Origin of the sequence: Actinacidiphila bryophytorum, assembly GCF_016916835.1 — a bacterium.
Classification (GTDB): domain Bacteria; phylum Actinomycetota; class Actinomycetes; order Streptomycetales; family Streptomycetaceae; genus Actinacidiphila; species Actinacidiphila bryophytorum.
Genome location: NZ_JAFFIX010000020.1, coordinates 96,586 through 111,516, shown reverse-complemented (window position 1 = coordinate 111,516; position 14,931 = coordinate 96,586). Strand labels below are relative to the sequence as shown.

14 protein-coding genes are annotated in these 14,931 nt (G+C 74.2%); 7 read left to right on the top strand and 7 right to left on the bottom strand.

All coding sequences use genetic code 11. The features are described 5' to 3' along the window. Positions 1-42: 42 nt before the first annotated feature. Complete coding sequence (locus tag JT723_RS25525; RefSeq protein WP_205047122.1) at positions 43-516, bottom strand: hypothetical protein; 474 nt, start codon at positions 514-516, stop codon at positions 43-45. Between the two features lie 159 nt (positions 517-675). Here JT723_RS25525 and JT723_RS25520 point away from each other — a divergent pair, with 159 nt between their 5' ends. Genes JT723_RS25520 through JT723_RS25505 form a run of 4 tightly spaced genes read left to right on the top strand, consistent with a single transcriptional unit; the run spans position 676 to position 4,806 of the window. Further along, positions 676-2,352: an NAD(P)/FAD-dependent oxidoreductase gene (locus JT723_RS25520; RefSeq protein WP_205047121.1), complete on the top strand. Its 1,677-nt coding sequence runs from the start codon at positions 676-678 to the stop codon at positions 2,350-2,352. Between the two features lie 22 nt (positions 2,353-2,374). Beyond that, positions 2,375-3,823, top strand: a complete 1,449-nt coding sequence (locus JT723_RS25515) for an ATP-binding protein (RefSeq protein WP_205047120.1) — start codon at positions 2,375-2,377, stop codon at positions 3,821-3,823. Next, on the top strand, positions 3,820-4,176 hold the full coding sequence (locus JT723_RS25510) for a UBP-type zinc finger domain-containing protein (protein WP_205047119.1): 357 nt from the start codon (positions 3,820-3,822) through the stop codon (positions 4,174-4,176). Before JT723_RS25515 ends, JT723_RS25510 begins: the two co-directional genes overlap by 4 nt. Before the next feature lie 21 nt (positions 4,177-4,197). Beyond that, positions 4,198-4,806: a GOLPH3/VPS74 family protein gene (locus tag JT723_RS25505; protein WP_205047118.1), complete on the top strand. Its 609-nt coding sequence runs from the start codon at positions 4,198-4,200 to the stop codon at positions 4,804-4,806. A gap of 314 nt (positions 4,807-5,120) precedes the next feature. Here the strand turns inward: JT723_RS25505 and JT723_RS25500 are convergent, their stop codons facing one another. From JT723_RS25500 to JT723_RS25490, 3 genes are read right to left on the bottom strand one after another with little or no spacing between them, the layout of a single operon-like run. Further along, positions 5,121-5,888 (bottom strand): ABC transporter permease, encoded by a 768-nt coding sequence (locus tag JT723_RS25500; RefSeq protein ID WP_251512666.1) that lies wholly within the window; start codon positions 5,886-5,888, stop codon positions 5,121-5,123. Next, positions 5,885-7,480 (bottom strand): ABC transporter permease subunit, encoded by a 1,596-nt coding sequence (locus JT723_RS25495; protein ID WP_251512668.1) that lies wholly within the window; start codon positions 7,478-7,480, stop codon positions 5,885-5,887. The genes JT723_RS25500 and JT723_RS25495 overlap by 4 nt, the downstream gene beginning before the upstream one ends. Beyond that, on the bottom strand, positions 7,477-8,397 hold the full coding sequence (locus JT723_RS25490) for an ABC transporter ATP-binding protein (RefSeq protein WP_205047117.1): 921 nt from the start codon (positions 8,395-8,397) through the stop codon (positions 7,477-7,479). Before JT723_RS25490 ends, JT723_RS25495 begins: the two co-directional genes overlap by 4 nt. A gap of 166 nt (positions 8,398-8,563) precedes the next feature. Here JT723_RS25490 and JT723_RS25485 point away from each other — a divergent pair, with 166 nt between their 5' ends. Together JT723_RS25485 and JT723_RS25480 are read left to right on the top strand one after the other, a co-directional pair. After that, on the top strand, positions 8,564-9,775 hold the full coding sequence (locus tag JT723_RS25485; protein WP_251512669.1) for a sensor histidine kinase: 1,212 nt from the start codon (positions 8,564-8,566) through the stop codon (positions 9,773-9,775). Further along, positions 9,772-10,470 (top strand): response regulator, encoded by a 699-nt coding sequence (locus JT723_RS25480; RefSeq protein ID WP_205047115.1) that lies wholly within the window; start codon positions 9,772-9,774, stop codon positions 10,468-10,470. The genes JT723_RS25485 and JT723_RS25480 overlap by 4 nt, the downstream gene beginning before the upstream one ends. A gap of 402 nt (positions 10,471-10,872) precedes the next feature. On the opposite strand, the gene JT723_RS25475 is transcribed toward JT723_RS25480, so the two are convergent. After that, positions 10,873-11,541, bottom strand: coding sequence for a hypothetical protein (locus JT723_RS25475; RefSeq protein ID WP_205047114.1), 669 nt, complete (start codon positions 11,539-11,541; stop codon positions 10,873-10,875). A 113-nt stretch (positions 11,542-11,654) separates the two neighbouring features. Here JT723_RS25475 and JT723_RS25470 point away from each other — a divergent pair, with 113 nt between their 5' ends. Further along, complete coding sequence (locus JT723_RS25470; protein WP_205047113.1) at positions 11,655-12,173, top strand: methylated-DNA--[protein]-cysteine S-methyltransferase; 519 nt, start codon at positions 11,655-11,657, stop codon at positions 12,171-12,173. A 20-nt stretch (positions 12,174-12,193) separates the two neighbouring features. Here JT723_RS25470 and JT723_RS25465 read toward each other — a convergent pair whose 3' ends face one another. Together JT723_RS25465 and JT723_RS25460 are read right to left on the bottom strand one after the other, a co-directional pair. Beyond that, the gene (locus JT723_RS25465) at positions 12,194-13,477 is read right to left on the bottom strand and encodes a chloride channel protein (protein ID WP_205047157.1); all 1,284 of its coding nucleotides are present in this window, start codon (positions 13,475-13,477) and stop codon (positions 12,194-12,196) included. Positions 13,478-13,728: 251 nt separating this feature from the next. Further along, positions 13,729-14,886, bottom strand: a complete 1,158-nt coding sequence (locus tag JT723_RS25460; protein ID WP_205047112.1) for a PP2C family protein-serine/threonine phosphatase — start codon at positions 14,884-14,886, stop codon at positions 13,729-13,731. Positions 14,887-14,931: the final 45 nt, after the last annotated feature.

Below are 14,931 nucleotides of genomic sequence, written 5' to 3'. Positions count from 1 at the left end.
CCTCCAACGCAAGTGCGCCCCGCGCGGCGCGCGGGTGCGTGCTCAGCAGCCGCGCCGCATCGCGGTGACGAACAGGTCGTCGGTGCTGCTCGAAACCGGCGGCGGCATGTCGAGGACCGACAGTCGCCACCCTCCGTGGTCGAGCGTCACCGAGCGCCAGCGGGCCTCGTCGTGGCGGGAGACCTGGTGCCAGCCGGCCCGGCCCAGCTCCGCCAGCAGCCGGGCGACCTGCTGCGGTGTGCCGGACACGGCGTCCGGCCAGTCGGCGGTGCACTCCTGCGGCACCGGCCTGCCGTCCTGCCGGGCGGTCAGGGTGATGGCGGCGAGGTGGTCCGACCATCTGCTCAGCCCCGCCCGGGCGACCACCTCCTGCACCTGCGCCTGGACCTCGCCCTTGCTCAGCGGTGCCACGTCCGGCACCCCGCCGGCCACCGCCTGCGCACCGTCGGCCGCGGTCGGTACCGCACACACCACCGCGACGGCAGCCGTGACCGCCCACCGCACTCGGATCAGCATCGGATCCCCCCTCTGCCCGCGCGTTCTCTTTACGCGCTCCGCGATCATCGCGCATGCCGGGGCCTGCGCGCACTGCGGGCCGGTGATCCGGCCACTAGGCTGAACGGCGGACCTGCGCGGAGCGAAACGGGCAGGCAGCAGATGGGGACGGGGATGCCCATGACAACACCGGACAGCACACGCCGAGCCGTGCTCCTGACCGTCGACGACGACCCGGGGGTCTCCCGTGCCGTCGCCCGCGACCTGCGGCGGCGGTACGGCGAGCGGTACCGCGTGGTGCGGGCCGAGTCCGGCGAGTCGGCACTTGACGCACTGCGGCAGATGAAGCTGCGCGGCGACCTGGTCGCGGTGATCCTGGCGGACTACCGCATGCCGCAGATGAACGGCATCGAGTTCCTCGAGCAGGCCATGGACGTCTATCCCGGCGCCCGGCGGATCCTGCTCACCGCCTACGCCGACACCGGGGCCGCGATCGACGCGATCAACGTCGTGGACCTGGACCACTACCTCCTCAAGCCGTGGGACCCGCCGGAGGAGAAGCTCTACCCGGTGGTCGACGACCTGCTGGAGAGCTGGCTGGCCTCCGACCACCGCCCGGTGCCGGAGACCAAGGTCGTCGGGCACCGCTGGTCGGCGCGGTCCTCCGGGGTCAGGGAGTTCCTCGCCCGCAACCAGATCCCGTACCGCTGGTACCTGTCCGACCAGTCCGAGGGCCGGCGGCTGCTGGACGCGGCCGGGCACGACGGGATGCGGCTGCCGCTGGTGATCGCGCCCGGCGGCGAGGTGCTGGTCGAGCCGTCCGACCAGGACCTGGCCGCGCAGGTGGGGCTGGCGACCACCCCGGCGGAGGAGTTCTACGACCTGGTGGTGATCGGCGCGGGACCCGCGGGGCTCGGCGCCGCGGTCTACGGCGCCTCCGAGGGCCTCAACACCGTCCTGGTCGAGCGCACCGCGACCGGCGGGCAGGCCGGGCAGAGCGCCAGGATCGAGAACTACCTCGGCTTCCCCGACGGGGTCTCCGGCGCCCAGCTCACCGACCGGGCCCGCCGCCAGGCGACCCGTTTCGGCGCCGAACTGCTCACCGCGTGCGAGGTCACCGGCCTTGAGGTCAGCGGCCCGGCCCGTACCGTGCGCTTCGCCGACGGCAGCTCGGTCTCCGCGCAGAGCGTCATCCTCACCACCGGGGTGGCCTACCGGCTGCTGGACGTGCCGGGGCTGGCCGAGCTGACCGGCCGCGGCATCTACTACGGCTCGGCGCTGACCGAGGCCGCCGGCTGTGAGGGCCAGGACGTCTACATCGTCGGCGGCGCGAATTCGGCGGGGCAGGCCGCGGTCTACCTCTCGCGCGGCGCGAAGTCGGTGACGCTGCTGGTACGCGGCCCCTCCCTGGAGGCGTCCATGTCGCACTACCTGATCCAGCAGATCGCCGCGATACCCACCATCCGGGTCCGTACCGCCACCGTGGTCGACGCCGCGCACGGCGACGACCACCTGGAGGGGCTGACGCTGCGGGACACCGCGAACGGCGGCACGGAAATGGTGGACGCCCAGCGGTTGTTCGTATTCATCGGGGCCGCGCCCCGCACCGAGTGGCTGGAAGGGGTGGTGGCCAGGGACGCACACGGTTTCGTGCTGACCGGGCCCGACCTGGCCGCCGAGGGCGAGCGGCCGCCCGGCTGGGAGCCCGACCGGCCGCCGTACCACCTGGAGACCAGCATTCCCGGGGTCTTCGCAGCCGGCGACGTGCGCTCGGAGTCCGCCAAGCGCGTCGCGTCCGCCGTCGGTGAGGGCGCGATGGCCGTCATGCTCGTACACCGCTACCTGGAGGGGCTGTGAACGTCTCAAGTCTGGAGGGGCCGTGACCGCCTCGACGCTGCCCTGCGACCCGGCGGAGCTGCGGTCGCTCTTCCTGTTCGAGCACCTGTCACCCGAGCAGCTGGCCCGGCTGTGCGGCGCGGGCCGCATCGAGGCCTGGGACGAAGGCCCGGTGTACGCCGAGGGCGACGCCGCCACCTGCTTCTACGTCCTGCTCGAGGGCACCGTGGTGACCTCGCGGCGGGTCGGCACCGACGACATAGAGGTCAACCGCACCTCGCAGCGCGGTGTCTACGCCGGGGCCTTCCAGGCCTACCTGGGCGACCGGGTCCCGCAGCTCTACACCAACTCCATGCGGGTCACCGAGCCGTCGCGCTTCTACGTGCTGGCCGCCGACGAGTTCGCGAAAATCATGCGCGACTGGTTCCCGATGGCCGTGCACCTGCTGGAGGGCCTCTTCTTCGGCAACCAGACCTTCCAGCAGGTGGTCAGCCAGCGCGAGCGGCTGCTCGCCCTGGGGTCGCTGTCCGCGGGTCTGACCCATGAGCTGAACAACCCCGCGGCCGCCGCGCTGCGCGCCACCTCGGCGCTGCGCGACCGGGTCGCCGGCATGCGCCACAAGCTGAAGATCCTGGCCGGCGGGCCGTACCGGCAGTCCGACCTGGACACCCTGATCGGGGTGCAGGAGCGGGCCGTCGAGCGGATCGCCAAGGCGCAGGAGCTGAGCCCGATGGAGGCCGCCGACCAGGAGGACGCGGTCGCCGACTGGCTCGACAGCCACGACATCGCCGGCGGCTGGGACCTGGCACCGGTCTTCGTCCAGGCCGGCCTGGACGAGGAGTGGCTGGAGCAGGTCGCCGCGGCCGTCGACGCGGAACTGCTGGAGAGCGCGGTGCGGTGGCTGAACTACACCGTCGAGACCGAGCTGCTGATGAACGAGATCGAGGACTCCACCTCCCGGGTCTCCGGCCTGGTCAACGCCGCCCGGCAGTACTCGCAGCTGGACCGGGCGCCCTTCCAGGTCGTCGACATCCACGAGCTGCTGGACAGCACCCTGCAGATGCTCGCAGGGAAGATCGGCCCCGAGGTGACCGTGGTCAAGGAGTTCGACCACACGCTGCCGAAGATCCCCGCCTACCCCGGCGAGCTGAACCAGGTGTGGACCAACCTCATCGACAACGCGGTCGCCGCGATGGAAGGGGTCGGCACCCTCACCGTGCGCACCTCCCGCAGCCACGGCAGGCTGGTGGTGGACTTCCAGGACACCGGTCCCGGGGTCCCGGACGAGATCCGGCAGCGGATCTTCGAGCCGTTCTTCACCACCAAGCCGGTGGGCCAGGGCACCGGGCTCGGGCTCGACATCTCCTGGCGGATCGTGGTCAACAAGCACCACGGCGACCTGGACGTCGAGTCGGAGCCGGGCAACACCCGTTTCCGGGTCAGGCTGCCGCTCACCGCCAGCAACCCCAACGCCGAGGAGGCCGCCGAATGAGCACCGCCGACATCCCAGGGATCGACCCGACAGTGCCGCCCAGCGGCGACGGCTGCGCGGAGTGCGACAAGGCCGGCGGCTGGTGGTTCCACCTGCGCAGGTGCGCCGCGTGCGGCCACGTCGGCTGCTGCGACAGCTCCCCCGCGCAGCACGCCGCCGCGCACGCCGCCGCCACCGGGCACCCGGTGATCAGGACCTACGAACCCGGCGAGAGCTGGTTCTGGAACTATGTGACCGAGAGCTACGTCGAGGACGGCCCCGACCTGGCCCCGCCGCTCAACCACCCCATGGGCCAGTCGACCCCGGGACCCGCCGAGCGGGTACCCCGCGACTGGCAGGCCCGGCTGAACTGACGCTGTGTGGAGCACGCCCGGATGACCACCGCACGAGACCTGCTGTTCGTGGCCATGGACATGCCCTCGACCAGGACGCTGGAACGCGGCGACCTGTCGCTGGCGCTTGCCGGGGCCGAGCTGATCGACCTGCTCGGCCTCGGCGCCGCCAGGCTCGACGGCGAGTACGTGCTGCCCACCGGCCTGAGCGACACCGCCGACCCGCAGCTCGGCCAGGCCGCGTCCGCGCTCGCCCCGGTCGCCGACGGCGAGACCGTCGAGGACTGGCTGTGGCGCCGCGGGCGCGGGCTGTCCGACACGTACCTCGCTGCGCTCGAAGCGGACGGGCTGCTCGGGCGGGAGGAACGGCGCCGCTTCCTCGTGCTGCGCACCAGCCGGATGGTGCTCGCCGACTCGCCCGGGCGGCGGCGGGCTTCCCACCGCTGGGCCGCGGACGAGCCCGTTCTGCTCGCGCTGGCGGACGCCGTCGGTATTTCCGGGCCACCGCCCGTGCCCGAGCCGGGGCCGGGGCCCGACGCCACCGTCGTCGCCGGCGTGCGGCACGCCGTCGACGAGCTTGCCGCGGAGCGCCAGCGGCGCGCGCATCGTCTTGACGATGCCCGCCAAACCTCCGTCCGCCGCGGCTTCTGACCCCCTCCGGGCCTCGGCCCCGTCCCCGTCCCTGCCCCTTGCGGTGGGCGATCGCCTTTCCCCGGGTGGGGGCTGGTCGCGCAGTTCCCCGCGCCCCTGGGGGTGCCCTCTGCCCGCAGGGCTGGCGCTTTCAGGCGGCGCCCTCTACCCGCGGTGGTGAGCGTTTTTAAGGGGCGCGGGGAACTGCGCGCCCAGCCATCGCGAACCGTCGTGTGGAGACGGCAGCCACCGCCCCGGGGGGCTCGGGGAACTGCGAGCCCAGCCACCGCGGCGGGAAAGCCGACCGCCGCAGGGGGGAGGAACCGCAGCCGGGACTATGTGTCCCGGGTGTGGAGGGTGGTGAGGGCCGTCAGGAGGGATGTGGAGGACCACGCCGCGAGGACGGCGAGCCCCGCGAGGGGGCCGATCGGGGCGCCGGAAGAAGTGATCGTGGTCTGGACCGCGAGCCCGGCCGTCATGGGAGCCACCTGCTCAAGGCGCCGGTACCAGTCGGGGTCGGACACGACCGACGCGAGGATCGGGAAGAGGTACAGCAGCCCGAGCACGACCCCCACCGCGGCAGCGGCGTCACGTACCGCGGTGGCCACACCGAGGCTGAGCAGCCCGACCAGCACCAGGTAGAGCACGGAGCCGGCGGCAGCCCTGAACACGGGGCCGTGCGCGGGCGAGAAGCCGGTGAATCCGTGGCCGGGCAGGATGAGCCGCCCGGCCAGCACGGAGCCGCCCACGGCGAGCACGCCGGCGACGAGCAGCAGCCCGGCCAGGACCGCGGCTTTCGCCGCCAGGACCACGGTCCTGCGCGGCACCGCGGTGACCGTCGTACGGATCATTCCGGTGCCGTACTCCCCGCTGATCAGCAGCACGGCGAGGACCGCGGCCCCGGCCTGCCCGAACTGGACGCCGGTGAGGCTGATCCTGCCCGGGTCCTGGGTGCAGCCGGCTGCCGGGCAGCGGACGGCGGCGGCCGTGCCCGCGCTGACCGCCGCGGTGAGCACCACGACCGCGGCCAGCAGCCACAGCAGGCCCGGCAGCGTACGCACCTTGGTCCATTCCGCGTGCACGGCCTGCCGCAGCGTCCTCACGCGTCCCTCCTGCGCAGCAGGACCGCCGCGGTGGCGACGACGGCGGCAGCGTACGCGCAGAGCACCCCGAGCCCGGCCCAGGGCGCCAGCGGGAAGTAGCCGTCGGCGGGCGTGTAGTCCGCGGCGACCTGCGCGTACTGGTGGACGCTCTGCTCGACGGCGAAGGCGGCGGCGGGGGTGAGCCGGGTCAGCCAGCGGGACGGCCCGGCCGGGAGCACCGCGGCGACCGCGAGGATGTACGGCAGCACGATCGCGACGACGACCGCGGTGACGGCGCCCGCGCTGCGCCGCAGCACCGTGCCGAGGGCCAGCGCGAGGACCGCGGTGACCGCGAAGAGCGCCGCCGTCCCGACGACCACCCGGACGCTGGTCGCGAACGGCGTCGGGTACGTCGGGAAGCCCTTGCTCCGCTCGACCGCCCCGACCACCAGCACCGCGGCCGCCGCCGCGACCAGCCCGGTGAGGAAGGAGACCGCGCCGATGACGACGGCCTTGGCGGCCAGCACCCGGCCGCGCCGGGGGCTCGCGGTGAGTGTCGTACGGATCAGGCCGCGGCGGTATTCGGCGGTGACGAACATCGTGGCCACCACGGTCACCACGACGAGCCCGGCGAAGACGCCGATGAGGCTGTTCTCGACGGTCTTGGCCGGCGACCCGCGCCCCGGCACCTCGGGGGCGACGTCGCCGCTGCCGGTCAGTGTGTAGGTGCCGCCGGCCTGCCGGTAGCCGAGGTCCGCGGCGCCGGGGGCGTCGGGTCCGCCGCCGCCGAGGACGTCGGCGGCCCATGCGGCCCCGGCCTTGCCGTGCAGGTCGACCGAGTCGAAGACGGCGGTGGCCCTGCTGGGCGCGCCGTTGCTGCTGGAGCCGCCCAGCGAGTTGCTGGTGACGACGTATTCGGGCGAGGTGGTGAACAGCCCGGCCTGCACGGTTTCTGGCAGCCCGGCAAGGCGGGCGGTGCCGATGGTGTGCCAGTGGGTGCCGTCGGCGGAGTCGTAGCCGGTGAGGGTGTCGCCTGCGCGGGTCAGCCGCAGCCAGCGCGGGGAGGCCGCGGAGACCCCTCCCGGTATGCCGGCGACGTCGTGCGTGAAGTCGTCCTGCATGCGCACCCCGTGGGCGCCGGTGAGCGCGACCGCGGCATAGGCGGAGCCCTGCTTCGTGCCGTCCTTGACGATGACGCCGGCCTTGGCCCAGGGCTGCACCCCGGACAGCATCGTCGCGCCGGGATCGCCGTCCGCCGGCTGCCGCCCGCCCTCGGGATAGCGGCCGGTCAGCGAGGTGATCCGGACGGTGATGCTGCCGTCGCCGGTGAGCGGCCGGTGGACCAGCGTCATGGCGTCGCGGATCTCCTGGCCGCCGGGGCCCTTGGGCACGCTGTGGTCGCACTTGCCGCCGTGCGGCCCTGAGCAGGAGATGCTGCTGCCCGCGGCGCCGAGCAGCCCGACGGCGACGGTGACCAGGGCGGCGGTCACCATGCCGACGACCCAGCCGCGTACGGTCCTGAACTTCGTCCACTCGCCGTGCAGCAGCCGCAGGAAGCCGTCCCGTGCCGCGGCCTGGGTCGAGCGGTAGGGGGTGGCGGTTGTGGTGGTCACCTGGTGCCCCCGGCCTTGAACTCGACGGCGTCACGGGTCAGTTCCATGTACGCCTCCTCCAGGCTCGCCCGGTGCGCACCGATCTCGGAGAAGGGCACGTCGGCCCGGCCGAGCAGTGACGCGACACTCTGCGAGTCCATGCCGGACACGGTCAGGGTCTCCGCGCCCGTGGCGGCGACGACGGCGCCGGCCTGGGCGAGCACCGTCATCGCCTGGGTGCGGGCGGTGGTGCGCAGCGTGACCCGGTCGCCGGACGCCGCCGCGATCAGGTCGGCGACGCTGGTGTCGGCGATGACCTTGCCGCGGCCGACGACGACCAGGTGCTGTGCGGTGTCCTGCAGTTCGCTCATCAGATGGCTCGACACCAGTACCGCACGGCCCTCGGCGGCCAGCGACCGCAGCAGGCCGCGCATCCACACGATGCCTTCCGGGTCCATGCCGTTGAAGGGCTCGTCCATGATCAGCACCGGCGGGTCGCCGAGCAGCGCGGCCGCAATGCCGAGGCGCTGGCGCATGCCGAGCGAGAAGCCGCCCGCCTTGCGCCGGGCCGCCGACGCCAGGCCCGCGTACTCGACGACCTCGTCGACGCGGCGGGCGGACAGGCCCTGCGAGTGGGCCAGCCACAGCAGATGGCCGCGGGCGCTGCGGCTGGGCTGCAGCGCACCGGCGTCCAGCAGCGCGCCGACATGGCTCAGCGGGTTGCGCAGCGCCCGGTAGCGCAGGCCGCCGATCAGGGCGGTGCCCTCGTCGGCCGCGTCGAGGCCGAGTATCACCCGCATCGTGGTGGACTTGCCCGCGCCGTTCGGCCCGACGAACCCGGTGATCTGCCCGGGTGCGACCGTGAAGGTCATCCCGTCGAGCGCCGGGGTCGGCCCGAACCGCTTGCGCAGGCCCGAGACTTCGATGGTTGCTTCCATGCGGTGAAGGCTAGGGACGGCGGGCCGCCGGATCGTCCCGCCGGGGAGCGGTCCTCGCCGTCACCGCCACGGGGGACGGCACCGCCCGGTGTCCCCCCTGAGAAGTACGCGGATGTCCCTGGCCAGGAGGACGCGGTGGACGGGTGCGGGCGGCCACAATGCTGGAGTGAGGCTGACAGACACCGGGTGGGCGCGGGAGTTCGCCGCGTCCCCGCACGCTCAGGCGGTGACCGCGGCGCTGCTCGCCGCGGCCGCGGTCACCGAGGCGGCCGTGCGGGCGGCGGTCACCGGCGTCTACGGCCAGACCCTGACGACGGGCCTGCTCGCCACCGCCGTCCTGGCCCTGAGCACGACCCTCCCCCCGGCCTTCCTGTCCGCCCCCACCGCCGCGCTGGCCGTCGCGTCCGCGGCGGCGCTGTCCCTGACCGCCTTCCGGACCCTGACCGCGGCCGGCGCCGTGGCGCTGGCGCTGAGCCTCCACCACCTGACCTCACGCCCCGCGCCGGGCGGCGGCTCGGCGGCCCGCAGGCTCCGGCAGGGCCTGGCCCTCGCCCTGCCTTTCACCGTCATCGCCCTGCTCGGCCTGGGCCTGGCAGGAGAGGCCCGTGTACTGGCCGTTCTGACCGCGGCCGCGGCCCCGGCCGCCGCACTGGCAGGGGCGGTCACCGCCGCCAGGGCCGAGGCGCATGTGCACGGTGCGGCACGCCAGATCAGCGCGCAGAGCCTGCTCGAACACACCGCCCGCGGTGAACGCGCCCGCATAGCACGCGAGTTGCACGACGTCGTCGCGCACCACATCTCGGTGATCGCCGTCCAGGCGGAGACCGCGCGGCTCACCACCCCCGGGATGCCCCCGGCAGGCGCCGCGCGGCTCTCGGAGATCGGCGACACCGCACGCGCAGGGCTGACCGAGATGCGGCGGCTGCTCGGCGTCCTGCGGCAGGACGCCGAGGCCACCACCGCAGAGCGGCGCCCCCAGCCGGGGCTGCAGCAGCTCAACGAACTCGTCGACGAGGCCAGGTGCGCCTCCGGTGCCGGGGTCCGGCTGATCGTCTCAGGGCCGCCCGCCACGCTCGACCCGGGCGTCGAACTGGCCGCCTTCCGCATCGTGCAGGAAGCCCTCACCAACGTACGGCGGCATGCCCGCGGAGCCGCGGTCGACGTCGAACTGCACTACGGCGCCGACACGCTGCGGCTGCGGGTCCGCGACAACGGCCCGGGTCCCGCCCCGGGCGCGGCGGCCGGCGGCCACGGCCTGCCCGGCATGCGCGAGCGCGCGGCGGCGGCCGGCGGCACCCTGCGCACCGGCCCGGCGTCCGGCGGCGGCTTCCTGATCGAGGCGGCACTGCCCGTCGGGGCGCGGGAGGCGGTCCGGTGACCAGCGCGCCTGCGCCCGTACGGATCCTCGTCGCCGACGACCACCACGTCGTCAGGACCGGGTTCGCCGCGCTGCTGGACACCCAGCAGGACTTCACCGTGGTCGGCACGGCCTGCGACGGTGCCGAAGCGGTCGCCGCGTGCGGCGAACTGACCCCCGACGTGGTCCTGATGGACGTCAGGATGCCCGTCATGGACGGGATCGAGGCGACCCGGCGGCTCGCCGGGCAGGCGCAGAGCCCGCCCCGCGTCCTCATCCTCACCACCTTCGACCTGGACGCGTACGTCTACGATGCGCTCTGCGCGGGGGCCAGCGGATTCCTGCTCAAGGACGCGACCGCGGAACGCCTCTTCGAGGCGGTGCGGGTGGTCGCGGCGGGGGAAGCGCTTCTGGCGCCGGGTGTCACCCGGCGCCTCATCGCGGAGTTCGCCCGGATCCGGCTGGGGCCGCCGCGGCCCGGGGCTCGCCCCGCCCCCGAACTCGCGGTGCTCACGCCCCGCGAGACGCAGGTCCTCCGGCTGGTCGCCGAGGGACTGTCCAACGGGGAGGTGGCGCTGCGGCTGACGGTGTCGGAGGAGACGGTGAAGACGCATGTGAGTCGGATCCTCACCAAACTCGGCCTGCGTGACAGGACGCAGGCCGTCGTGACCGCTTACGAGTCCGGCCTCGTGACCCCGTCCCGCCCCCCGGCCTGACCCCTGCGGGGCGGCTTCCAGGTGGCTGCCACTTGCGGTGGCGGTTGCTTTCTTCCCGCCCGTTCGGCCTGGCCGCGCAGTCCCCGCGCCCCCCAGGTGGCTGCCACGTGCGGTGGCGTTGCTTCTTTCCCGCTCCTCGGGCCGGGCGCGCAGTTCCCCGCGCCCCTGAAAACGCTCACTCTCGCAGGCAGTGGGCGCCGCCTGAAAGCGCCAACCCTGCGCACAGAGGGCACCCCCAGGGGCGCGGGGAACTGCGCGACAAGCCACGACGCACCGGAAGGTGCGAGCCCACCGCACGTGGCAATCACCCAGGGGCGCGGGGACTGCGCGGCCAGCCCGAGCGGCGGGAAGAAAGCAACGCCACAGCACGTGGCAATCACCTCGCCCCCCGCAAAGGGGAGGTCAGGAGGGGATGTCCAGGAGGCGCAACGTGTGGGCGTCGAGGGAATCGTGCGGCTCCAGCCGCGAGACCTCGGTGCCGTCGGAGGCCATGGCCCGGATCACGGGGCGGCGGGCCACCGCCGCGGGTGGGGAGGTCCAGGCGAGGAGCACCGTGCCGTGCGGGGGCACGGCCACCCGCCGGTCGCCGACCAGGAGGTGGCTCGCCTCCGCGGCGACCCGCAACTCCGTGGTGCCGACCCACGGCGCCTCGTGCACGCGGCCCGGACGGGACGTCATCGCGGCCCGGCTGAGCAGCCCGTTGCTGGTCAGCACCTCGATGACGCCGATCTGCCCGTCGCGGCCGAGCGACCGCCGCGGACCGGGCACACCGGCGTCGTCGATGCCGCCGCCGCCCGTCTCCTGCCACGTCCCGGCCGGTGTGCGCTCGACGACGCCGTCGAAGGTCTCGGACTGGGCGGAGCCGGGGCGCCACACGACGCGGACGACGGCGACGCCGGCGTCCGGGTCGAGGTCCCAGGCCACCACGGCGGCCAGCCGGCGCGGCAGCCACGGCGGTTGCGGGTCGCGTCCTGCGACCAGTCGCCGGACGACCGGCGGCAGCAGGCGGTTCGACCGGCGCTGACGGCGTATCAGCCGCTGCCGCTGCTGTTCCTGCTGTGCGGTGAGCATGCGCTCCAGGCTAGCGCGCGGCCCGCAGCATGCCGTCCGATTTCCGCCAGCATTGCCGCCCGCGTCAAGGCATTGTCGGGGGTGAGACAGTAGGGCGTACGAAGGGAACCACCGTGACAGTCCACACCACGTTCGACAGCCCGATCGGCCCGCTGCTGCTGGTCGGCGAGGTGTCGGCGGAGCCGGGCGGGCCTACCGCACTGGCCTGGCTGACGATGGCCGGGCAGAAGAACGCGCCGGCCATCCGCCCGGAGTGGGAGCACCGTCCCGCGGCGTTCGCCGGGATCACCGCGCAGCTCGACGCGTACTTCGCCGGTGAGCTGACCGGCTTCGACGTCCCCTTCGCGGACAGCGGCACCGGCTCGGAGTTCAAGCAGCGGGTCTGGGACGCGCTGATGGCCGTTCCGTACGGGACGACCACGACGTACGGCGAGATCGCCCGCCGGCTGGGCGTGCCGCGGGCCGAGATCCGTGCGCTGGGTGCGGCGATCGGCGCGAACCCGGTGTCGATCGTGCGGCCCTGCCACCGGGTGATCGGTGCCGACGGGTCGCTCAGGGGCTACGCAGGGGGCCTGGAGCGCAAGCGCGAACTGCTGACCCTGGAAGGCGCCCTGCAGCCGATGCTGGGCTGAGGCTGAGGGCGCCGGGCCGCTCAGGGGTGCTGACCGCGGCGGGGCGGGAAGGGCGGGATCGACGGACCCTCGGGGAGGAGTTCCGTGGTCACGAAGGCGGTGACGGCTGCGAGGATGACCACGGGCAGCGAGCCGGTGTGGCCGAGCAGCAGGGCGACCAGGACGACCGTGCTGACCGGGAGGCGCAGGGCCGCGGCGGTGGACGCGGCCATGCCGGCCGCCATGCCGGGGATCACGCCGAGGCCGGGCAGCGGGGCCAGCAGTACCCCGGCGGCGGCGCCGAGGAAGAGCGAGGGGAAGACGGGGCCGCCGCGCAGGCTGCCGAGGCTGATCGCGTAGGCGGCGGACTTGAAGGCCAGCACCGCGACGAGTGCGCTCACCGGCCAGGAGTGCGGGTCGGCGGCCAGCTGCGACAGGGTGGCCTCGCCGGAGAGGGCGACGTCGGTGGGCGAGCGGCCGGTGATCCCGGCGTAGGCGGCGGCGCAGCCGCCGACGGCCAGGGCGCACACCAGGGTGGTGCGCAGGGTGTGCGCGGCGACGAGGACGGCGATGTGGCGGCCGGCCGTCATCACGTAGTGGATCACTGTGCCGATGACGACGGCCATCAGCACCGACCACACCACGTCGCCGGTGTCGAGCAGCGGCGGGGCGGGCAGGCCGATCTCCAGGCTGCCGGTCTTCAGGCCGGTCCAGTGGCCGAAGCCGGTGAAGACGATGCCGCCGACCCCGCTGGACAGCAGTGCGGGCAGCATGACGGCGAAGAGCTGCGGCCCCCCGACACCGGCCACCTCCATCAGCAGGACGGCGGCGACCAGTGCGTTGCCGAAGATCGCGGCGATGCCCGCGGCGGCACCCGCCGCGCCGAGCAGTGTGGTGCTCGCCTGCGTCGCGGGGGCGCGGGCCAGGTCGCGGAAGAGCAGGGCGAGGCCGGTGCCGAGGGCGATGAGCGGGGCTTCCGGGCCGAGGACGACGCCGAAGGGCAGGCAGCACGCGGCGGCGAGGACGACGCCGGGCAGTGCGGCCTTGGTGGCGCCGCCCGAGTGCAGCCCGGCCGCCGGGATGTGCCCGCCGCGGCCGGGGAAGCGCAGCACGACCAGGCTGGTCCCCAGGCCCGCGACGGCGGCCATGGGCAGCGGCCACCACCAGGGCGGGTTGCGGTGGCCGAGGTGGTGCGGCCAGCTGGTCCAGATGAGGTGTTCCAGCTCGTGCAGCCCGGCCAGGAAGAAGAAGGCGACGAGCGAGACGGGGATGCCGATCAGCCCGCTGAAGACCAGTGCCCGCCGGTATTCGGGCCGGCGCAGTATGGCCCGCAGCTCGTCGGCCTCCTTCGGCTGGTTGCCGGGCGGTGCGTCGGCGGGGGCCGGCTGCTGCTGCGTGATGGGACTTCTCCTGGCTCGGCTCGGTGCCGCGGCGGGTTCGCCGGTACGCACGGGCGGTACGGCGGCGTCCGGCGGCAGCGCGACACTAGTCGGTGCGGGCCGTGCGGCCTGTCCTTGCCACGCGGTGGGGCCGGGAAAGCCGCTGGTTGGGTGATCCGGGGGTGCCAGGGCGGCGCTCAGGACACCCGCTGGACGGCGACGATCGCCACGTCGTCGCCGAGCCGCCGCCCCGCGTGATGGAGCAGGTCGGCGGTGAGCACGTCGATGAGTTCGCCGGGCGGCAGCCGCAGCCAGCCGGCGAGCCGCTCGGTCAGCGGGTAGAAGGCCCCGTCGTCGTCGCGGGCCTCGATCACGCCGTCGGTGTAGAGCAGCAGGACGTCGCCGACGGCCAGCTCGTGCCGGTCGACCTGCTCCTCCTCCGGCCCGAGGTCGCCGAGGCCGAGCGGCAGGGCGGGCTGCCCGGCGTCCAGGGCTACCACCTGGTCGCGGTGCAGCAGGATCGGCGGGGGGTGGCCGCAGTTGACGATGTCCAGTGAGTCGCCGCCGGCGGCGGCCTCCACGACGACGGCGGTCACGAAGCGTTCCAGGGGGCCGTCGGATGCGGGTGCGGCGGGGGCCGTACTGCCGGGCGGCGGGGGCGGCGCCGAGCCGAGGTCGGTGAGGTCCTCGCGCAGGTTCCGGTCGAGGTAGCGGGGCAGGACGGGCAGCGGGACGTGCTGCCGGGCGGCCCGGCGGAAGGCGCCGAGCAGCATGCTGGCGACCTCGACCGCGGCCATGCCCTTGCCCTGGACGTCGCCGACGAGCACCCGGATGCGGCCGCCGCCGAGGTCGGCGGTGGCGTAGAGGTCGCCGCCGATGGCGGCCTCCCGGTCGGCTGCCATGTAGGTCGAGGCGATGGCGAAGCGGCCCAGCCGCTGCGGCAGCGGGCGCAGCAGGGTCCGCTGGGCGACGCCGGCGACCCAGCGGGCCTGTGCCAGTTCGCGTTCGCGGCGGGCGCGCACCCGGGCCGCCAGGACCGAGGCGACGCCGATGAGGACGCTGGTGGACAGGGTGACGGGGAAGTTGACGGAGTCCAGCTGGTTGTTGCTGTCTGCGGCGATGACCAGGCAGGGCAGCGTCACCAGTGCCACGACGACGACCGCGCGGGGGCTGAGGAAGACCGCGGACAGCGCCGGCACGGCCAGCATGAGCCCGCCGATCCTGATCTGCGGACCCGCGGCCTCGTCGATGACGACCAGCAGGACGAGCAGCAGCAGCGGCGCCGCGAGCCGGGCCGCTGGGGAGCGCACGAGCCCCGGCACGCGCGGCCCGTCGGTGGTGCCGCTCCGTGCCATAGGACAAAACTACCGCCGCACGGCGCGGCCCACCTGTCCGAAGGG